25 protein-coding genes are annotated in these 20,140 nt (G+C 38.0%); 21 read left to right on the top strand and 4 right to left on the bottom strand.

The features are described 5' to 3' along the window. The first annotated feature begins 32 nt into the window (after nt 1-32). The 5 genes from yabA to nth all read left to right on the top strand — a co-directional run bounded on the left by yabA (nt 33) and on the right by nth (nt 2,873). Nucleotides 33-350 carry a DNA replication initiation control protein YabA gene (gene yabA, locus PCY10_RS04870; RefSeq protein ID WP_009568211.1) on the top strand — a complete coding sequence of 106 codons (318 nt, stop codon included), beginning with the start codon at nt 33-35 and terminating at the stop codon, nt 348-350. Nucleotides 351-352: 2 nt separating this feature from the next. Beyond that, nucleotides 353-1,216, top strand: coding sequence for a 16S rRNA (cytidine(1402)-2'-O)-methyltransferase (rsmI, locus tag PCY10_RS04865; protein ID WP_102567767.1), 864 nt, complete (start codon nt 353-355; stop codon nt 1,214-1,216). Nucleotides 1,217-1,227: 11 nt separating this feature from the next. Beyond that, nucleotides 1,228-1,737: a methylated-DNA--[protein]-cysteine S-methyltransferase gene (locus PCY10_RS04860; RefSeq protein WP_301558928.1), complete on the top strand. Its 510-nt coding sequence runs from the start codon at nt 1,228-1,230 to the stop codon at nt 1,735-1,737. 17 nt (nt 1,738-1,754) lie between these two features. Then, nucleotides 1,755-2,108: an arsenate reductase family protein gene (locus PCY10_RS04855; RefSeq protein ID WP_020998937.1), complete on the top strand. Its 354-nt coding sequence runs from the start codon at nt 1,755-1,757 to the stop codon at nt 2,106-2,108. Nucleotides 2,109-2,243: 135 nt separating this feature from the next. Beyond that, a complete protein-coding gene (gene nth / locus PCY10_RS04850; protein WP_301558927.1) occupies nt 2,244-2,873 on the top strand; it encodes an endonuclease III in 630 nt (209 codons plus the stop codon). Between the two features lie 27 nt (nt 2,874-2,900). Here nth and PCY10_RS04845 read toward each other — a convergent pair whose 3' ends face one another. Together PCY10_RS04845 and PCY10_RS04840 are read right to left on the bottom strand one after the other, a co-directional pair. Continuing rightward, nucleotides 2,901-3,287: a VOC family protein gene (locus PCY10_RS04845; protein ID WP_096362621.1), complete on the bottom strand. Its 387-nt coding sequence runs from the start codon at nt 3,285-3,287 to the stop codon at nt 2,901-2,903. Nucleotides 3,288-3,298: 11 nt separating this feature from the next. After that, nucleotides 3,299-4,126 carry an exodeoxyribonuclease III gene (locus PCY10_RS04840; RefSeq protein ID WP_003073477.1) on the bottom strand — a complete coding sequence of 276 codons (828 nt, stop codon included), beginning with the start codon at nt 4,124-4,126 and terminating at the stop codon, nt 3,299-3,301. Nucleotides 4,127-4,241: 115 nt separating this feature from the next. Between PCY10_RS04840 and PCY10_RS04835 the strand changes: the two genes are divergently transcribed. The 6 genes from PCY10_RS04835 (at nt 4,242) to PCY10_RS04810 (ending at nt 7,607) form a co-directional block, all read left to right on the top strand. Beyond that, nucleotides 4,242-4,475: a hypothetical protein gene (locus tag PCY10_RS04835; protein WP_301558926.1), complete on the top strand. Its 234-nt coding sequence runs from the start codon at nt 4,242-4,244 to the stop codon at nt 4,473-4,475. A 130-nt stretch (nt 4,476-4,605) separates the two neighbouring features. Beyond that, complete coding sequence (locus tag PCY10_RS04830) at nt 4,606-5,514, top strand: CPBP family intramembrane glutamic endopeptidase (protein ID WP_009568218.1); 909 nt, start codon at nt 4,606-4,608, stop codon at nt 5,512-5,514. After that, the gene (locus tag PCY10_RS04825) at nt 5,492-5,773 is read left to right on the top strand and encodes an autorepressor SdpR family transcription factor (RefSeq protein ID WP_009568219.1); all 282 of its coding nucleotides are present in this window, start codon (nt 5,492-5,494) and stop codon (nt 5,771-5,773) included. Before PCY10_RS04830 ends, PCY10_RS04825 begins: the two co-directional genes overlap by 23 nt. Continuing rightward, on the top strand, nt 5,760-6,395 hold the full coding sequence (locus tag PCY10_RS04820; protein WP_021002998.1) for an SdpI family protein: 636 nt from the start codon (nt 5,760-5,762) through the stop codon (nt 6,393-6,395). Before PCY10_RS04825 ends, PCY10_RS04820 begins: the two co-directional genes overlap by 14 nt. 127 nt (nt 6,396-6,522) lie before the next feature. After that, the gene (locus tag PCY10_RS04815; protein ID WP_301558925.1) at nt 6,523-6,978 is read left to right on the top strand and encodes a DUF3290 family protein; all 456 of its coding nucleotides are present in this window, start codon (nt 6,523-6,525) and stop codon (nt 6,976-6,978) included. Next, the gene (locus tag PCY10_RS04810) at nt 6,975-7,607 is read left to right on the top strand and encodes a DUF421 domain-containing protein (protein WP_301558924.1); all 633 of its coding nucleotides are present in this window, start codon (nt 6,975-6,977) and stop codon (nt 7,605-7,607) included. Before PCY10_RS04815 ends, PCY10_RS04810 begins: the two co-directional genes overlap by 4 nt. A 362-nt stretch (nt 7,608-7,969) precedes the next feature. Here PCY10_RS04810 and PCY10_RS04805 read toward each other — a convergent pair whose 3' ends face one another. After that, on the bottom strand, nt 7,970-8,230 hold the full coding sequence (locus PCY10_RS04805) for a SemiSWEET family transporter (RefSeq protein WP_003043441.1): 261 nt from the start codon (nt 8,228-8,230) through the stop codon (nt 7,970-7,972). Between the two features lie 246 nt (nt 8,231-8,476). On the opposite strand from PCY10_RS04805, the gene metG reads away from it, so the two are divergent. Further along, entirely contained in the window at nt 8,477-10,474 is a 1,998-nt protein-coding gene (gene metG / locus PCY10_RS04800; protein WP_125396130.1) for a methionine--tRNA ligase, read from the top strand. 89 nt (nt 10,475-10,563) lie between these two features. On the opposite strand, the gene PCY10_RS04795 is transcribed toward metG, so the two are convergent. Next, nucleotides 10,564-11,745, bottom strand: coding sequence for a DUF2974 domain-containing protein (locus PCY10_RS04795; RefSeq protein ID WP_125396129.1), 1,182 nt, complete (start codon nt 11,743-11,745; stop codon nt 10,564-10,566). A 91-nt stretch (nt 11,746-11,836) separates the two neighbouring features. Here PCY10_RS04795 and PCY10_RS04790 point away from each other — a divergent pair, with 91 nt between their 5' ends. The 9 genes from PCY10_RS04790 (at nt 11,837) to PCY10_RS04750 (ending at nt 20,089) form a co-directional block, all read left to right on the top strand. After that, complete coding sequence (locus PCY10_RS04790; protein WP_021002994.1) at nt 11,837-12,523, top strand: response regulator transcription factor; 687 nt, start codon at nt 11,837-11,839, stop codon at nt 12,521-12,523. Continuing rightward, nucleotides 12,507-13,487 (top strand): sensor histidine kinase, encoded by a 981-nt coding sequence (locus PCY10_RS04785; RefSeq protein ID WP_021002992.1) that lies wholly within the window; start codon nt 12,507-12,509, stop codon nt 13,485-13,487. The genes PCY10_RS04790 and PCY10_RS04785 overlap by 17 nt, the downstream gene beginning before the upstream one ends. Before the next feature lie 122 nt (nt 13,488-13,609). Then, nucleotides 13,610-14,368, top strand: coding sequence for a TraX family protein (locus PCY10_RS04780; protein ID WP_020998927.1), 759 nt, complete (start codon nt 13,610-13,612; stop codon nt 14,366-14,368). 217 nt (nt 14,369-14,585) lie between these two features. Continuing rightward, entirely contained in the window at nt 14,586-15,365 is a 780-nt protein-coding gene (locus tag PCY10_RS04775; protein WP_021002991.1) for an ABC transporter ATP-binding protein, read from the top strand. Next, nucleotides 15,346-17,325 (top strand): FtsX-like permease family protein, encoded by a 1,980-nt coding sequence (locus PCY10_RS04770; RefSeq protein WP_301558923.1) that lies wholly within the window; start codon nt 15,346-15,348, stop codon nt 17,323-17,325. The genes PCY10_RS04775 and PCY10_RS04770 overlap by 20 nt, the downstream gene beginning before the upstream one ends. A gap of 148 nt (nt 17,326-17,473) precedes the next feature. Continuing rightward, nucleotides 17,474-18,340: an ABC transporter ATP-binding protein gene (locus PCY10_RS04765; protein WP_117283411.1), complete on the top strand. Its 867-nt coding sequence runs from the start codon at nt 17,474-17,476 to the stop codon at nt 18,338-18,340. A gap of 1 nt (nt 18,341) precedes the next feature. Continuing rightward, nucleotides 18,342-19,205: an ABC transporter permease gene (locus PCY10_RS04760; protein WP_125363975.1), complete on the top strand. Its 864-nt coding sequence runs from the start codon at nt 18,342-18,344 to the stop codon at nt 19,203-19,205. 26 nt (nt 19,206-19,231) lie between these two features. Beyond that, a complete protein-coding gene (locus PCY10_RS04755; protein WP_014829592.1) occupies nt 19,232-19,687 on the top strand; it encodes a LytTR family DNA-binding domain-containing protein in 456 nt (151 codons plus the stop codon). Between the two features lie 12 nt (nt 19,688-19,699). Continuing rightward, nucleotides 19,700-20,089, top strand: coding sequence for a DUF3021 domain-containing protein (locus PCY10_RS04750; protein ID WP_082311713.1), 390 nt, complete (start codon nt 19,700-19,702; stop codon nt 20,087-20,089). Nucleotides 20,090-20,140 lie beyond the last annotated feature (51 nt).

The following is a 20,140-nucleotide window of genomic DNA, read 5'->3' as shown; positions in this document are numbered from 1 at the left end:
TGCTGTATTAGCATAGGAAAATGGTAGTGGGGATGAATAAAAAAGAATTATTTGATGCGCTAGATGAATTTTCTCAAAACCTACTTATTACTTTAGCAGAGGTAGAGGCAATTAAGAAAAATCTGAAAGGCGTAGTAGAAGAAAACGTAGCGCTTCGTTTGGAAAATGATAAATTACGAGAGCGATTGGGCCAAGTGGAGCATACAACAACACCAAAAACAAAAAGAAATCGCGATAATCTGCGTAAATTATACGAAGACGGTTTTCATGTCTGTACGGATTTTTATGGCCAACGCCGTGAAAATGATGCAGAATGCATGTTTTGTGACGAGTTGCTGTTTAGGGAGTAGGCATGCAGATTCAAAAAAGTTTTAAAGATCAGTCGCCTTATGGAAAGCTTTATCTAGTGGCAACTCCGATTGGGAACATGGATGATATGAGTATTCGCATGGTGAATACTCTGAAAGAAGTCGATTATATTGCAGCAGAAGATACCAGAAATACTGGTCTTTTACTTAAACATTTTAGTATTGCAACGAAGCAGATTAGCTTTCACGAGCATAATGCCAAAGAAAAAATTCCTGATTTGATTCGTTTGCTGAAAAGCGGGCAGGATATTGCTCAGGTTTCGGATGCAGGTTTGCCTAGTATTTCTGATCCAGGGCATGATTTCGTCAAGGCTGCTATTGCTGAGGGAATCGCAGTAGTGACTGTTCCTGGACCGAGTGCGGGAATTTCAGCTTTGATAGCAAGCGGTCTAGCTCCGCAACCTCATCTTTTTTATGGATTTTTGCCACGCAAGGTTGGACAACAGAAAGAATTTTTTGAAAGTAAGAAATCTTATCCTGAAACTCAGATTTTTTATGAATCTCCTCATCGGGTCAAAGCTACTTTAGAAAATATGCTCAGTATCTATGGGGATCGTTCTGTAGTACTAGTACGGGAATTAACTAAGATTTATGAGGAATACCAGCGCGGCTTGATTTCGGAAGTGATTGGCTTTATTACGGAAAATCCACTAAAAGGTGAATGTTTGTTAATCGTAGAAGGTTTTAAGGAAGAAGAGATTGAACAGTCAGAAGCGGATTTGTTGGTAGAGATTGAACAGTTAGTAGCAGCGGGGACAAAGAGAAATCAGGCTATCAAACAAGTAGCAAAAAAATACGGTTTGAATAAAAGTTCGCTTTATGCACGGTATCATGAACAAGCGAAATAGTGAGAAAAATCATGATTTTTTATAAACAAATGTATCTCTCTCCTTTAGGAGAAATGTCTCTTGTTGCTAATGAATCAGGTCTTGTTGGAGTTTGGTTTTTAAAGCAGAAATATTTTGAACATGGTTTGGAAGAAGGAAACTTGCTTTTTGAAAAAAATGACGTTTTGAAAGAAACGGAACTTTTGCTAGAACACTATTTTAGCGGAGATTGTCCAGATTTTTCGAGTCTTCCTTTAGCTTCTGTTGGGACAAGTTTTCAACAACAAGTTTGGGCTCATCTGCAAACTATCCCTTACGGAGAATTCGTTACGTATGGTCAGATAGCAAAGAAGTTAGGTAGTCGTTCTGCGCAGGCTGTTGGCGGTACTGTAGGTAGAAATCCTTTTTCTATCATCGTTCCTTGTCATCGGGTGTTAGGCAGTCAAGGACAATTAACTGGCTATGCTGGGGGGCTGGACAAGAAATGGTGGCTTTTGGAGCATGAAGGCATTGAGCTTAACGAGAAAGATTTAGATAAATGATAAATGGAGGAGAAAATATGTTACGATTTATTGAATACCCAAAATGTTCAACCTGTCGCAAAGCCAAGGCTGAGTTAGAGCGGCTGGGTTTGGAATTTGAAGCAGTAGATATTGTCAATGAAACACCGAGTAAAGAGGAGATTCTAACTTGGATTGAAAATTCTGATTTGTGCCTTAAATCTTTCTTCAACACTAGCGGGCTCAAATACCGTGAGTTAGGTTTGAAAGACAAACTATCAGGATTGTCAATTGAGGAAGCCGCAGATCTTCTAGCGGCAGATGGCATGCTCATCAAGCGTCCAATCTTAGAAAAAGATGGGAAAATCCTACAAATAGGCTACCGTAAAGAGTATGCGACATTAGATTTATAGAATAAAAAGGAAGTGAACGGGCAAAATGAATTTCTCTGAAATCATGACGGTTGTCCCACTTTTTTAAGCTCTACATTTTGGTATCATTGGCGTTCATGTTATAATATTTTTAATAAACAAAGGGAAAGGGAAAAAATGGTTTTATCAAAAAAACGTGCACGAAAGGTGATTGAGGAGATAATTGCCCTATTTCCAGATGCTAAGCCTGGTTTGAATTTTAACAATTATTTTGAATTGCTGGTAGCGGTCATATTGTCAGCTCAAACAACGGATGCAGCGGTTAATACGGTTACACCAACCCTTTTTAAAGCTTATCCTAATCCAGAGAAAATGGCTGCGGCGTCAGAAAGCGAAATTGCTAGCTATATCGCTCGTCTGGGACTGTATCGTAATAAAGCTAAATTTTTGAAAAAATGTGCTCAGCAATTGCTCGATGACTTTGATGGTCAAGTTCCTCATACACGGAAAGAATTAGAAAGTTTGGCTGGTGTAGGGCGTAAAACAGCGAATGTGGTCATGAGTGTTGGATTTGGTATTCCCGCTTTTGCAGTGGATACCCATGTGGAGCGAATCTGCAAACACCATGATATTGTCAAAAAGTCAGCTACCCCGCTAGACGTTGAACAACGAGTGATGGAAGTTTTACCCAAAAATGAATGGTTGCCTGCGCATCAGGCTATGATTTGCTTTGGACGCGAAATTTGCCATCCTAGAAATCCTAAATGCGATCACTATCCGCAACTCTATAACTTTAAGGACATATAAAAAGCGAGGTCTGATGACTTCGCTTTCTTATTCACTAAATCTTAAAAAATAACCATCTGGATCCAAAATCGCAAATTCATGAGGGTAAATAAAGCTATCTCCTACTCGAAATTCTCTTTTTGTCAGCGGACGATGAATGGGATAGTCAGCTTCTAGCAGTTTTTGGTGGAGCTGAGGGACATCTTCAATGCCAAAGGAAATATTGACACCGCGCCCGAAAGGATAGGTCAGTTGGGCTAATTCTTCTGCGCTACTTTCTTCTAGCATAAGCTGGCAGTCTTCAAGCGAGAGGAAGAGAAATTTCTCCTCTGGACGCTCGTATTCGACAGAGAATCCCAGTAAGTCGCAGTAAAAGTGGCGTGACTTTTCGATGTTGGATACCACAAATTCGGGGATGACAGCTTGATAGTCCATTCGTTTTCTCCTTAGAGTTCAATCTCCATGACAATCGGTGTGTGGTCTTGGCGTGCACCGGAGTCAATCATATCAGACTTGGTTACCTTGTCAGCCACGCGGTTACTGGTCAGCCAGTAGTCGATTCTCCAGCCTGTATTGTTGATTTTAGAAGTCTTGCTGCGCTGGGCCCACCAAGTGTATTGGTTAGGGATATCGCCGTGCAAATGGCGGAAGGTATCGGTAAAGCCTTTAGCCAGCAAGTTGGTAAAACCGGCACGCTCTTCATCGGTAAAGCCTGGTGAACGGCGGTTGCTGGCTGGATTGGCCAAGTCGATTTCCTTGTGGGCCACATTGTAGTCGCCAGTAGCGAGGACTGGTTTTTGTTCATCTAGTGTTGCCAAGTATTCAGCGTATTTGGCATCCCAGACTTGACGGTCATCCAAGCGTTTGAGGCCATCACCAGCATTAGGCGTATAGACCTGTGTGACAAAGAAACCGTCAAATTCCAGCGTAATGATGCGTCCTTCAACATCCATGGTTGACGGAGCGCCGATTTCAGGGAAGGTTATGGTTGGTGTCAGTTCTTTATTGTAGAGGAACATGGTTCCTGCATAGCCCTTGCGGGCCGGCTCTTGGGAGGAGCGCCAAGTGTTTTCATAGTCTGGGAAAAGATTTGTCAAAATCTCCAAGTGCTTTTTTGTAGGACCTTTAGCAGATAGCTTTGTTTCCTGAATGGCGATAATATCCGCCTTTTCTGCCTGAAGCGTCTGAAGAACAGCCTGAGAGAGCTGAGCGCGGGCAGAATCACTGGTCAATGCAGCGTTGAGAGAGTCAATGTTCCAAGAGATGAGTTTCATACGGATACCTTTTCTAGATTTATTTTTTCTATTGTATCAAAAAATGACTGGCTAGGCGAGTTTGAGGTTGTAAAAAGGATAGTAAGGTGTATAATATTAGTTAAAGGAGATAAAAATGGGTGCATTATTATTGAAAGTCATCTTATTCATATTCTGTATTTGGTACCTTATTAGGTTACTTCGTTTTTGGGGAAAACAATCATCTTCTGAGCCATTTTGGGTACAGAAAGAAATTGGTGTTGGAATTGGGATCAATCCAAGGAACACAGCTGGTTTTTGGGTAAGTCTGGCTGTGACACTTTCGGCCCTTATTGCTCTTTCGGCCTTGATAGTCTCTTTCTTTTTATAGAAATCATTTGAAGGTGCAGGACCTTCTTTTTTTATTTAGAAAGTTATCTAAATATCTATTGTATTTTTTAAAAATAAAGTGTATAATTCTATTTAGAAAAACATCTAAATAGAAAGTGGAAGTGATGAAGATGTCAAAAAAGAGTAGTATCTTTGCCTTTATTGGTCTAGCTTATGGCTTAGCATGGATAATTTGGTTTGGCTTATGGTTGTGTGGTATTAAGTTGGGTGAACCTGTAAGTCAGATATCTAGTATTGCTGCCATGTGGATGCCCGCACTTGCTTTTTTCATATTAAAGAAAGTGAGACCAGATCAGATTGAGATGAAAGCTACTTTCTCACTCAACCTGAAAGGGCGATGGTATTATTATTTACTAGCGCTTTGGTTACCTGCAGTGTTAAGTGTTTTAGGAGCAGGGCTGTACTATCTTGTCTTTAGTAAGCAGTTCAGTCTTGGATTTGAATCGCTTCGGACAATACTAGATAGAATAGGGGCATCCCAGACAAATGTTTCTGTAAAGTTAGTTGTTTGTGTTCAAATCCTTTCAGCTTTAACCTATGGTCCTTTTTTAAACAGTCTTTTAGCAGTGGGTGAAGAAATTGGATGGCGTGGTTATCTCTATCCAGCCCTTCGAGAGCAGTTTTCTGCAGTACAGGCGCACCTCTTGATAGGGCTTATTTGGAGCCTCTGGCATTTGCCAATCAATTTGCAAGGCTATAACTATGGTTTAACTTATGTCGGCTATCCCTGGTTGGGAGTATTAGCGATGTTTGTTTTTTGCTTTAGTCTTGGGGTTTTGCTGAGTTGGGTAATGGAAAAGACGGGTTCTATCTTGGCTCCAGCTCTCTTGCACGGTGCTGTCAATGCCATTGCTGGATTGGGATTTTTGTTTCAATTACCAACAGAAAAAGTGCTGGCTTTGCGTATCCTCGGACCGTCTCCTGCGGGATTTTTGGCGGTGTTGCCTTTCTTGTTCCTTGCGCTAGCCATTTTACAAAAGGAAAGGAAGAGTAGACATGAGTTTTGCGAATACCTTTAAGGCCCTATCTCATCCTGTGAGGCGAGAGATTTTAGATTTGCTAAAAATGGGCAAGATGTCTGCTGGGGAAATAGCAGACCAGTTTGAATTGACAGGAGCTACCATTTCGCATCACCTCAGTGTCTTGAAGCAGGCGGATTTGGTTGTGGAAAGCCGAGAGAAAAACTTTATTTACTATGAACTCAATACATCTGTGCTGGAGGATATGATGGTGTGGTTAGCAGACTTGAAAGGAAGTAAAAAAGATGAAAATGAATAAAAAAATATTAGGACTAACAAGTGTTATGATTCTGTTGCCCGTGCTTGTGGGTTGTTTCTTTTGGAATCGGCTACCAGAAACGATGGCAACACATTTTAAACTATCGGGTCAAGCAAATGGCTTTAGCAGTCGATGGGTAACAGTTTTTGGGCTTCCTAGCTTTTTGTTGGTCATCCATTGGCTTTGCATATTTGTAACCAGTAAGGATCCTAAATCAAGTAATGTTAATCCTAAAGCACGCCACCTAGTGTATTGGATTATTCCCCTTGCATCTTGGTTTGCTCTGGGATCCATTTACGCTCATGCTTTAGGTTATGCAGTCAATCATGCTTTGATAGTCAATGCATTTCTAGGATTGTTGCTTATGGCTATTGGCAATTATATGCCAAAAATCCGTCGAAACTATACCATAGGGATTCGTTTGCCATGGACTTTGGATAATGATGATAATTGGATACGAACACATCGCCTGGCTGGTAAAATGTGGGTAATTGGAGGTGTCCTTCTGTTCGTCAATGCTTTTATCCAAATTGCGGTTGATTTGGTAGTTTTACTCATCTTTGGGATTGTGATTGTAGTACCAATGATATACTCTTATTGGCTAGCTAGGGCACTGTATTGACTCATGATTAGGATGGGCTTGCATTCAAGATGCAAGCCCGTTATTTTGTTAAAAACAAACTGTCTAGAAATATTGAAAAATATCGAAATTTTTTCTATAATAGACCGAGAAAATAGAGGGAGAAAAAATGAAATTTTATTCTTATGATTATGTTTTGAGTCAAATCAACCAGCAAAACGGGGTGACGATTGGACTTTCTATTTTGTTGTTACTTGTGACAGGTTTTTTTGCTTTTAAGGCTTATCAAAATAAGCGCGATTCGAAATTTCGTGAATTGGCGATTATCTCCATTTTGTCTTTGATTGCTATCGTTCTGATTGGGATTAGTACTTTTCAGACCAATCAAGCCTCTAATAACCAGTTCCAAACCTCTCTTCATTTTATTGAAGTTATTTCAAAAGATTTGGGAGTAGATAAGTCAGAGGTTTATGTCAACACTTCAGCTGCGACGGATGGAGCGATTTTAAAAGTTGGAAAAGATTTTTATCGAGCTATGAGTGGCAGTGAGCCAGATAAGTATTTACTGGAAAAAATTAAATTGCATAAGACAACAGATATCAAATTAGTGGAGGTTAAAAAATGACTCTAAATTATCTAGAAATCCTGATTAAATTAGCTTTGGGACTATTTTCACTCGTGTTTGTTATCAATGTGACAGGAAAAGGAAATCTGGCACCTAATTCCGCGATTGATCAGATTCAAAATTATGTTCTAGGTGGTATTATTGGTGGGGTGATTTATAATAGCTCTATTAGCATTCTCCAGTATGCGATCATCCTCATTATGTGGACGATCTTGGTCTTGACTCTAAAATGGCTCAATAACAATGTTCGGGCAGTCAAGCATTTGATTGATGGTAAACCGACTACCCTGATTCAGCACGGGAAGTTGAGCCCTGAAGCTTGCCGCTCCGTTGGCCTTTCAGCGGCTGATGTGGCTCTGAAGTTGCGTAGTCAAGGAATTTTTCAACTAAAGCAAGTTAAACGAGCAGTCATGGAACAAAACGGTCAGCTTATTGTCGTACAGGCAGGTGAAGAAAATCCGAAATACCCCATTATCACAGACGGTGTTGTCCAGATTGATATTTTAGAGTCTATTGACAAAACAGAAGAATGGTTAATCGAGAGGCTCGCTAAGGAAGGCTATACTGATATTTCTAATATCTTCATCGCAGAATATGAAAGTGGTAACTTGAGCGTTGTGACGTATTAAGAGTATTTTCCTTTTTGAATAGATAAAAGCGAAAAAGAGAAAAGGAGATCTTGCTAGGAATCTTGCAGAGAAATCAGGATAAAGGTGCTGCGAAGCTTATTTGAAATAAAAAGGTGAAAAATGAAGCTGCTGTTGAAATTATAGTTTAAAAACAGATAGCATTAAAGATAGCAAAGGAATATTAAAAAAACTTTTTCTAAAATGGTACAAATATAAAAAATAAAGCTCTATCTGACTAGTCTATTCAGATAGAGCTTTTGTTTTTGAGTAAATCAGAGTTTTTGTTTGTAATTCTATTCTTGTAAGAACTGTCAACAAAAATCCTTACTGTCGGATAGGACAGTAAGAGAACTCAATCAGGGTTAGAACATTGCTGTTAGTACAGTAATAAGTCCAAATACAATACCTGGAGCGTTTGCAGCAGCAAGTGGTAAATCGCGTTCTTTTTTAAACAAACCATAATAAACCCAAAGGCTACAGTTGATTGCAGCTACCAAAGGTTGAATAAAGTTTCCCTTATGTCCAGCTAAATTATCCATAATTTGTGGGATATAAGATACATACATCATAACAGACATGAATGTCGCTACCCAACCTATGATTTTCATTCGTTTTTCGTTCATTTTCATAATTCCTCATAAAACGTGGTGTAGAGAACGAAAACTCATTTATAACATACTAAGTTCATATAAAACAAGCCTCATTCAATATTATTATTTTATACTAAGCATAAGATTTAAGCAAGAATAATATACTAATGATTATGAGTACAACGTGACTCAACTCTATTTTTCATTTAAAAAGCTGTGTAATATGTTATAATAAAGTGTTATCAAAAAAGGTTTCATTCGCCTTGAAAGGATTAAAAAATGACTGAAAAACAACCATTTTATATTACGACACCGATTTATTACCCATCTGGCAAGCTCCATATAGGGAGTGCTTATACGACTGTTGCTTGTGATGTCCTCGCTCGTTACAAGCGTCTCATGGGGCATGATGTTTTTTATTTGACAGGGCTTGATGAGCACGGTCAAAAGATTCAACAAAAAGCAGAAGAAGCGGGCATAACTCCTCAGAAATATGTGGATGGAATGGCAGAAGAAGTAAAAGAACTCTGGGAATTGTTGGATATCTCTTATGATCAATTTATCCGCACAACTGATGACTACCATGAAAAAGTTGTGGCAGATGTCTTTGAACGTCTCTTGGCTCAGGATGATATTTACTTAGGTGAATATTCAGGCTGGTACTCTGTTTCTGATGAAGAATTTTTCACTGAAAGTCAGTTAGAAGAAGTTTTCCGTGATGAAACTGGCAAGGTTATCGGAGGAATTGCCCCATCAGGTCACGAAGTTGAATGGGTGTCAGAAGAATCTTACTTCTTGCGTTTGGGTAAGTACGCTGACCGTTTGGTAGAATTTTTCCATGCACATCCTGATTTTATCCAGCCAGATGGTCGTATGAACGAAATCATCAAGAACTTTATTGAGCCCGGTTTAGAAGATTTAGCAGTTTCGCGTACCTCATTTACTTGGGGCGTTAAAGTACCTTCAAATCCTAAGCACGTAGTTTACGTATGGATTGATGCCCTTCTCAACTATGCAACAGCTCTTGGTTATGGTCAAGATGACCATGCCAACTTTGATAAGTTCTGGAATGGTACAGTCTTCCACATGGTTGGGAAAGACATTCTGCGCTTCCACTCCATTTATTGGCCAATCATGCTCATGATGCTTGATTTGAAGATGCCAGAACGTCTGATTGCTCATGGTTGGTTTGTCATGAAAGACGGTAAGATGTCCAAGTCTAAGGGAAATGTCGTTTACCCAGAAATGTTGGTAGAGCGCTTTGGACTTGATCCGCTCCGCTATTATCTCATGCGTAGTCTTCCAGTCGGTTCTGATGGCACTTTTACGCCAGAAGATTATGTTGGTCGGATCAACTATGAACTTGCCAATGACCTCGGTAACCTCCTCAACCGTACGGTTGCCATGATTAACAAGTATTTTGAAGGTGAAGTTCCAGTTTATGTGGAAAATGTGACGGACTTCGATGCTGATTTGGCAGCAGTAGTTGCTGATAGTTTGGCACAATACCACAAACAAATGAATGCTGTGGATTATCCACGCGCCCTTGAAACGGTTTGGAATATTATTTCTCGTACCAATAAATACATTGATGAGACAGCTCCATGGGTCTTGGCGAAGGATGACACCAAAATTGATGAGTTGGCAGCAGTTATGGCACATTTGGTAGCTAGTTTACGTGTGGTGGCTCATCTCATTCAACCATTTATGATGACCACATCAAATGCTATCATGGAACAGCTTGGTTTGGGGGCAGATTTTGACCTAGAAAATCTAGATTTAGCAGGACTGCCAACGGGTATTAAAGTAGTTACCAAAGGAACACCAATCTTCCCACGTCTTGATATGGACGAAGAAATTGCCTATATCAAAGAGCAGATGGAAAGTGGCAAGCCAGCTATTAAGAAGGAATGGAAGCCAGAAGAAGTAGAGCTCATACTCAACCGTAAAGAAATCAAATTTGACGACTTTGATAAGCTGGAAATTCGTGTCGCAGAAGTCAAAGAAGTTTCTAAAGTGGAAGGGAGTGATAAATTACTCCAATTTCGCTTGGATGCTGGAGACACAGAAGATCGTCAAATCCTCTCTGGGATTGCTAAGTTTTATCCAAATGAACAAGAACTGGTTGGCAGAAAAGTCCAAATCGTAGCCAACCTAAAACCGCGCAAGATGATGGGGCGTATTAGTCAAGGTATGATTCTCTCAGCCGAACATGGCGATCAGTTGACACTTCTGAGTGTTGACCCAAGCGTGCCAAATGGGAGTTTGATTGGGTGATTTAGAAAGAATAATATTAGAATAAAAAATGAATGACGGTCTTACAAATGTGACTAGTCATTCATTTTTTGATTTAATTAGTTAAAGTACTATTCATCTTTATTTAAAAATGAAAATCTCTCCATCAGGCTCGCCCAATTTCCCCGCATATCGGTCATAAAAGTGGCTGGATTGGGTGTTTTAAAATCATCAATCCAAGCTTGGTAACGGATTGAAATGAGGAGCCGAGTTAAGCGGTTCAGCATTTCTTTTTCTTGTTCTGTTAGGGCATGGGCATTTTGGACAATAGTCAGTAATTTTTTGATACTGTTGGGTTGGAAAAAATCATCAATAGATGTAATTTGAGCGTCTAAAATGAGACCGAAAAAGACATCAAAGAAATCTTTTAGATCGTCATCTGGAACAGCATCCACCCATTCTTTTAGAGTTTTATCTGTCTGAATGCTGTCTGGATTGAGCGTGTTAAGTAAAACAAAGTGCTTATTTTCAATCTGCCAAGAGAAAGTGTCATGCTGGGCAATTCCACCAATGGCTACGCTTTTAACGATGTGAGCTTGTTTAGGCGTTTCCAGCATCATCCCGACGATAGAGCCCTGAGGAATGTAGCGTTTGATTTTTGAAGCAATGCTTTGATATCCCTCTGTTTCAATAATCGTATGGTTTAATCCTGGAGCATCAAAACTGTAGATTTGCTTGATTCTATCTTGCAAAGCAGGCTCTACTTGGCTGCTAGCATAAGTCGCTAGATTACCACCTTTGGAATGTCCAGTCAAGATAAAGGTGGCTTTTGGAAATGCCTTCATAACCTTTTGAACGTAGTGCACAGCAGTTTGCTGGGCAGGGACATGTTCCATATAAGTCATATGGAAATCTTCCTTCCAGCCAATAATGGAATCATCTGTTCCGCGAAAAGCAATGACATAGGTGTCTAAGTTGATTTTATAAACCATAGCGGCAAATTGCTTTTGCATCTCAAGATCAATATCGTTTACATACCCAAAGAGTTTGAGGTTTTTATAGCGCTTCACTATAGCAGCTTGCGTCAAAAGCTTTAAGCGATGTTTGGTATTCATCAGGGAGTTTACTTCAGACATATATTGTGGTACATTAATTAAACGGCTCGCTTTTTGTAGTTCAAGCCTGTCCGTGACGATTGTATCGTAGTTTAAGTAAGTAATTTCGGTTAGGAGCAAAAAATCCAGCTCTGTAAAGGGCTGATCATAGATGTTATCGTATTGTATATCTTCTAAATAGTTAAAAATATTTCCCATAGTCATTCTCTTTCGTAGATTTACTGTTAGTATAGCATATTTCATCAAGTCTTTGTTATAATAGAAAGAGGAAAAAGAAGAGAGGGATAGCATGCACAAGATATTATTAGTGGAAGACGATGCCGTCATTCGTCAACAAGTCAAAAAAATGCTGGAACAATGGGGATTTGAGGTGATTGCTGTAGAGGATTTTATGCAGGTGTTGACGATTTTTGTCAAGGAAGAACCCCATCTAGTCCTGATGGATATTGGTTTACCGTTGTTTAATGGTTATCATTGGTGCCAAGAAATTCGCAAGATTTCTAAAGTGCCTATTATGTTTTTATCTTCACGTGATCAGGCGATGGATATCGTCATGGCTATCAATATGGGGGGAGATGACTTTGTCACCAAGCCTTTTGACAACAATGTTCTTCTTGCTAAAGTGCAAGGATTGTTGCGGCGCTCTTACGAGTTTGGTACTGATCAAAGTTTGCTGGAATACCATGGGGTTATTCTCAATCTCAAGTCCATGGATATGATGTATGGTGGAGAAGTGATTACGTTAACGAAAAATGAATTTCAAATTCTGCGTGTGCTATTTGAACATTCTGGCAGTATTGTTTCGCGTGATGATCTCATGAAAGAACTTTGGAATAGTGATTTCTTTATTGATGATAATACCTTATCTGTGAATGTTGCACGGCTGCGCAAGAAATTAGAAGAAGTTGGTCTCAAGAATTTCATTGAAACAAAGAAAGGTATAGGGTATAGGTTAATCAATGGAACATCAGAATAAGCATCTATTTTTCAAATATTATCTGCGTTCTCGAAAACTTTTATGTTCATTGTTATTTATTTTTTATAGTTTGTTGTTTATTTTTTCTTATCTTTTTGAAGATGAACGCACCGTTTTGCAATATGTTATGATACTCTTGCTTTTGACGAGCTTAATAGGACTCATCTTAGACTTTGTGAAACAATATCAAAATTTTCGTCATGCTGTCTTATATGGTGAAAGCGATGCGTACACTCCTTTAGAAGCATTGCTCACCTCCAAAATTAGAACTTTAGAAAAAGATAAAAAAGAGCTAAAAATACAGCATCAAGAAAAGCAGAGTGATTTACTGGATTATTACACACTTTGGGTGCATCAGATTAAGACACCAATTGCTGCTAGCAAGTTATTGGTACAGGATTTACAGGAGCAAATGCTCAAAAATCAATTGGAGCAAGAGTTGTTTAAGATTGACTCTTATACGAACTTAGTCTTGCAGTATTTGCGGTTAGAAAGCTTCCATGATGACTTGGTCGTAGAGAAAGAAAATATAGGGGATTTAATCAAAGAAGTCGTCAAAAAATATGCGCTTTTCTTTATTCAGCAAGGTCTTAGTTTGAATTTGCATGATTTAAATCACACCGTTATTACAGATAAAAAGTGGTTTCTTGTCATTTTAGAGCAAGTGCTTTCTAATAGTCTCAAATATACGAAGCAAGGTAGCATTGAAATTTTCTTTCAGGAAGATACCTTGTATATGAAAGATACTGGTTTGGGGATTCAAAATTCCGATCTTCTCCGCGTATTTGAGCGAGGTTTTTCTGGTTATAATGGACGTTTGACGCATCAATCTTCAGGATTAGGGCTCTATTTATCTAAGAAAATTGCGGATAAATTGGGCCATGAATTACATTTGCATTCTGTGGTCGGCGAAGGGACAACTGTGATGATTACGTTCAAAGAGAAGAAATTGTTATTTGAATGAATGCAATCTTACAAAATTGTAAGGTTGATATCTAAAAATGAAAGGTTATGTTATGGTAGCAGCCTTTCTTTTTTTGTATCATAAGATTAGAAAATAAACAATGTTTGATAAAGGAGGTAGTCATGAAAACAAAAGGATTGAATGCTTTTCAGCTGAAGCTCTTCATGGCTTTATTAATGGTTTTTGATCATCTTGGGAAAATACCAGGCTTACTGTCTGGTGAATGGGAGGGGATTTTTCATGCTTTGACACGTTGTGTAGCTGTTTGGTTCGCCTTCGCAGCAGTAGAAGGGTTTCGATACACACGGAGTCGCTTGCTTTACAATCTGCGTCTCTTTTTCTGGGCAATGATCATGTTTGTTGGAAATACTATTCTCAATCTGCTATTTCAGTCTAAAGGAATTCAGATCTACAATAATATTTTCCTAACGTTAGCTTGCGGTGTACTTGCGTTAATTCTCTTTTTTGGAATTTCGCCCAATGACGACCCAATTAACATTAAACGGCAGCCCATCCGCTTTATCTTAGGACTTATCGTTTGCTTATTAGCTGGGTTTGTAACGGAGGGTGGTCTACCTATCATTCCATTTATGCTGATTACGTATATCTGTCGAGAAAAGAAAAAGTTACGAAATCTTCTATATGGTATTTTAGCAGTAATCTTATTTTGTATGAGCATTCAGATTTATCCGACATGGGTTACAACCCTCTCAATGATGCTTTACAATTCGGATTGGCTCTTTATTACAGTGCTGCCATTCATTTCGCTCTATAATGGTGAGCGCGGTTCTATGACTAAGTGGAGCAAGTATTTCTTTTATATTTTTTATCCTGCTCATTTGTGGTTGATTACATGTATTGCTTATCTTGTCCAAAAATGAGAAAATTATGATGGAATAATGATTTAGCAGCGAGTAATTTGTTATAAACAAAGTCATCTCAAAAAGGAAGAACAAGATGATATCTGTTAAAATTTTTTTGAAACAAGCTAAAAATTGCTTCAGTAGAGAGATAAAGACATTGAAAAAGTACAATTTGGCTACGAAGTGAGTCAATTAGTATAACATTTATATTTTGGATTTCAAAGAGGAGCAAACGATGACACTATTAGATGTACAACATGTAAAGAAAATTTATAAAACACGCTTTCAAGGAAATCAAGTGGAAGCACTGAAGGACATTCATTTTACAGTAGATGAGGGTGACTATGTAGCGATTATGGGTGAGTCTGGGTCTGGAAAATCTACCTTACTCAACATTCTAGCCATGCTGGATAAGCCAACTGAAGGACGTGTCTTTCTCAACGGTACTGATACAGCAACGATTAAAAACAGTCAAGCTTCTAGCTTCCGTCGGGAGAAATTAGGTTTCGTCTTTCAAGATTTTAACTTGTTAGACACACTGTCAGTCAAGGACAATATTCTCTTGCCACTCGTCCTATCGCGCCGTCCCATCACGGAAATGATGCAAAAGCTAGTCACAATTTGTAACGAATTGGGAATTAACCAACTGCAAGAAAAATTTCCCTATGAAATCTCAGGTGGTCAAAAACAACGGGTGGCAGTAGCACGTGCTATTATCAGTAATCCAGAAATTCTGTTAGCAGATGAACCAACTGGAGCGTTGGATTCCAAATCGTCTGCGGCTCTTTTAGATGTCTTTGACGACATTAATGATCGTGGTCAAACGATACTTATGGTGACGCATTCGACCTCTGCAGCAAGTCGTGCTAAGCGGGTACTTTTCATTAAGGATGGCATTTTGTATAACCAAATTTTCCGAGGCGATAAGACGGAGCGGCAGATGTTCCAAGAGATTTCTGATACCTTAACGGTCATGGCGAGCGAGGTGAATGATTATGTTCAAACTAACGAATAGATTAGCCATCTCAAATCTGGTAAAAAACCGTAGTTTATATTATCCTTTTGCGTTGGCAACGATTGTAGCAACAGCAATTTTATATAGCTTTGTATCACTTGCTCACAGTCCAAACTTAGAAGCTACTTACGGTGGTACTGCGGCTCGTATGACTCTACAATTTGGTATCTCAGTCATTCAAATTGCAGTTCTTATCTTGATTACTTATGCCAATAGCTTTGTCATGAAAAATCGTTCCAAAGAGTTAGGATTATACAGCATTTTAGGAATGGAGAAACGTCATTTGTTGCTGATGACTTTCTTTGAAATGTTTTATTTCTCTCTAGTGACTATTGGACTTGGACTTGCTTTGGGTCTCCTTTTAGACAAAATCCTTTTTGCCGTTTTACTCAAATTCATGGGAATGAAAGTAGTCATTGCCTCGACCTTCCAATGGTTGAATGTCTTTATTGTTCTAGCCAGTCTAGGTCTTGCCTTTGCGTTGATTCTATTTTTAAATTCCACGCGTCTGCTTCGGTACAGCTCGCTTCATTTGATGAAAGAAAAGAAGGCTGGAGAGAAGAAAGGACGATTTCTTGGCTTGCAGACACTTTTAGGACTTGGACTTCTTGCTGTGGCTTATTATATTGCGCTCACAGTTGAAAAACCAGTTGCTGCGATTTTTAATTTTTTTATCGCAGTTCTCATGGTTGTTTTAGCAACCTATCTTCTCTTTAATGCAGGAACGATTACGCTTTTGCAATTCTTAAAGAAACGAAAGAGATACTATTACAAAATACAAAATTTTATTTCTGTTTCGAATTTGATTTCTCGTATGCGTAAAAATGCTGCAGGTCTGGCTACAATTTCTATCCTTTCAACTATGCTGTTAGTAACCTTGGTTGGCTCTATTAATATCTATGTTGGTGGGAAAGATTATATGACTTCTTTGCATCCAAAGGATTATAATATTTCAATTACAAGTAGAACGATGGCTAAAAATGCTGCAATTTTACAGGCGGTAAAAGACGTAGTGCACAAAAAAGGGATACGCGATGCTAAGTATGAAGATTATAGTTATCAAATTTCTTCTATTTCAAAAATCAATGGCAATCAGCTAACGATTCCTGAAAATACAGCCAGATTAAATGTAGAGGAAGCTCAAAAATCAATGGCTACTTTCCTTGTCATTAGCTCTCAAGAGTATGAAAAAATGACTGGGAGAAAGGTTAATTTAACGGATAATGAAACGCTTCTTTATACCAAAAATCTTCAAATCAATCAAAAACAAGATCTGACCATCAATGGGAAATCGTGGAAAATCAAAGAGCGTTTGACAACAGATTTTGCACATGGAAAGATTGCCAATGCATCCAGTATAGTATCGCAAAAAATGATGTATCTGGTTGTCAATCAACCAAGTCAAGTGGGTTTGAAAGATGGTTACACGTATTTTATTGGTATTCAATCGGCTAATAAAAAGGTTAATCTGCAAGAGAGTATTTTTAATGCTCTTCATAATCAGCAAGGGAAAGAAAGTAAAATTATCAGTGTTTCTGAACGTTATCACATTGAAAAAGAATATCAGGGTGTGATTGGGACTCTTCTCTTTATCGGAATTTTCCTTTCTACGATTTTCCTACTTGGGACAGTTCTTGTGATTTATTACAAACAAATTTCAGAAGGTTATGAAGATCGTGAAGGCTTTATCGTTCTGCAAAAAGTTGGACTGGATGAAAAGCAAACGAAGGCAACGATTCGAAAGCAAATCGTAACAGTTTTCTTCTTACCACTTATTTTTGCCTTTCTTCATATCGCTGTTGCTTTTCATATGTTGCAGCTGATTGTAGCTCTCTTAGGTGCAACAAATGTAGCACTTTTAATCCGAACTACAATAATTACTTGTGGCATCTTCTTGCTTGTCTATATTCTTGTTTTCACATTAACATCTAGAAGTTATCGAAAAATCATAGCAAGATAAGCGTTTTAAACCATTCGTCTTTTGACGAGTGGTTTTATCTTGCAATTTTGACCTCTTATCTATTCCAGAGAACCTCTTATCTAAAAATGCGAGATTTTTTTAAAACTGAGGAGTATGATAAGCTTATAAAGTTTATTGGAGGAATGTTATGATACTAGAAACACGACATCTTAGTAAAATTTATGGTAACAAGAGAGCAGTTCATGATCTGAATCTTCAGATTGAAGCAGGTAGTTTTACGGCTATTTTAGGGCCAAATGGTGCTGGAAAGTCCACAACAATTCAAATGTTAACCAGACTTTTACAACCTACAACAGGAGAGATCTTGTATAATAGTAACATTAAATTAGGCGTTGTTTTCCAAAATAGCGTTTTGGATGATATGCTAACAGTACGAGAAAATTTAGACATTAGGGCAGGTCAATATAATAGGATTGACAAAGGAAAAGTTGATAGTTTAATTGAGCAATTAGGGTTGAAAAAATTTTCAACACAATTATATGGGACTTTATCAGGTGGGCAAAAGCGACGAGTAGATATCGCACGTGCTTTATTGAATAACCCAGATGTTCTCTTTCTTGATGAACCAACTACAGGTTTAGATATTCAAACCAGAAAGGTTATATGGGACTTGATACATCACTTACAAATGAAAGAAAAAATGACTGTTATCTTAACTACTCATTATTTAGATGAAGCTGATGATGCGGATATGATTTATATTGTGGATTATGGGCAAGTCATTGCCAAAGGTTCTGCTGATCAAATTAAGGAACAATACGCCCAGAATTTTCTGAAGGTATTTGTGACGAATTCTGCTGACTTTAAAGAAATTATGGAAGGAAATATTTCTTTTGAGGAAGTCAGACCAAATGAATTTTTGATACATCCAGAAACGACAGGAATGGCTTTAGGACTTCTAACACGTGGTCGTTCTTTTATTCGGCAATTTGAATTTCGCCCAGGAACAATGGATGACGCATTTATGTCATTAACAGGAAGAGAGGTACGTTAACATGATGATGCTAATGAAAAGAAATATTTTGCTCTATTTTCGTAATCGTAGTGGGGTAATTTTATCGCTTCTTGGAGCTATGATTTCCTTTATTTTGTATTTAGTCTTTTTAAAAGTAAATATCAAGGATTCATGGAGTCAGGTTCCTCATAGCAATCAATTATTGGATTCGTGGCTCATTGGTGGGACACTTGCTATTACAGGATTGACCACGACATTTTCCGGTTTCTCTCAACTAGCAAAAGATAGAGAAAGCAAAGTAACACAAGATTTGATTCTGACAGACTTGGGACGTTGGGGCTTGTCTATCAGTTACCTTCTGAGTACGACCTTTATTGGATTTTTGATGCAAATCATTATGTTTGCTGTCATGGAAGGCTACTTTATTTGGGAAGATCAGATTATCTTTGATTGGACTTTGCTGCCTCAAATTCTCCTTATTATGGTGCTCAATGCACTCTTATGTTCTATTTTTAATGGTATTCTTGTGAATCGTTTCAAATCAGTAGATACGCTTGGAAAGTTAGCAACAATTATCGGAGCTGCTTCTGGCTTCTTAGTTGGAACTTACATTCCAATAGGAGTTCTGCCATCGTTTGCTCAAATGATTATGAAATGTACCCCCTCTACTTATGTTGCGTCTCTCTTTAGGCAAGTAATGATGAAAGATAACTTAGCCACTACTTTTCATCATAATACAGCAGCGCAAGATTATTTTAAAAAGATGATGGGGATTCAATTAAAATGGGACTCTCTATTGACAATAAAAGAAACATGCTATATAGTTGTAATAGTTTTAGTTGCTTTGTTTTTTATTTGGATAATCCAACAGATTGCTACCAATCGGTGGACTAAAACTGCTTAAATTGATGGAAAGTTAGAGATATTCTTTTGCAGACTAAATTTACAATGGATCCGACCATTCCTTCAAACGATCCACTTGTCATGATTAAAGCGGATAGGTTGGAAGATGAAGCTAAAGAAATTTTTGAATATGTACATCGTTATAAGTCATCCTATAACAATGTGATTCCTATAAAAACAGATGATAAAATTGTTATGCTGAAAACGGATCAAATTATCCTGGCAGATATCAACCAAACAACACTGATGTTGTATTGTATGGATGCTATTTATACTACAAAAGAAACGCTTACGCATTTTCAAAATCGTGTCAATCGCCAAAATTTTGTTCAAATTTCTAAGCATGCGATTATTAATATCGATCATTTGTTGTCATTATCGGATAGTTTTTCAGGGAATATGACAGCTAGATTGACAAACAATATTAAATCAAGTGTCAGTCGAAAATATGTCAAGTTGTTGATGGATTATCTGGGTCTGTAGAAAGGAGCGAACATGAAAAAAATTGCAACTTCTATGTTAGAAGGCCTGCGTACGGGTTCTTTAGCATATTTACTTGTTTTGGCTTTTCGAATCCAAGAATCACCTGTTACGACTTCTAACATTCTCAGTATTTTGATAATGAGTGCTTTGATTGGCTTGTTTTCCTTGCTGTTTGAAATTGAACGTTTTTCTTATTTGGTACAGTTGATGATTCATTTTTTTCTTACTTTAATGGTGGTTAGTGTCATGATGGTCTATAATGGTTGGGCTTTTAATCTGGCACGGACTGAATTTTGGTTGGATTTTATTGTTATCTACATTTTAATTTGGCTGTTCGTTCGTTTAGACATTTATCTAAAAACAAAGAAAATCAATGAGGCGTTGTTAAAACGGAGACAATAACATAATTATGACCATCAGTGTCGTCATATAAAGAAAAACAAAATGAGGCTC

Source organism: Streptococcus sp. SI1, assembly GCF_030439945.1.
Classification (GTDB): domain Bacteria; phylum Bacillota; class Bacilli; order Lactobacillales; family Streptococcaceae; genus Streptococcus; species Streptococcus intermedius.
Note: the sequence above shows the minus strand (reverse complement) of the source record. Positions and strands in the feature narration are given on the sequence as shown.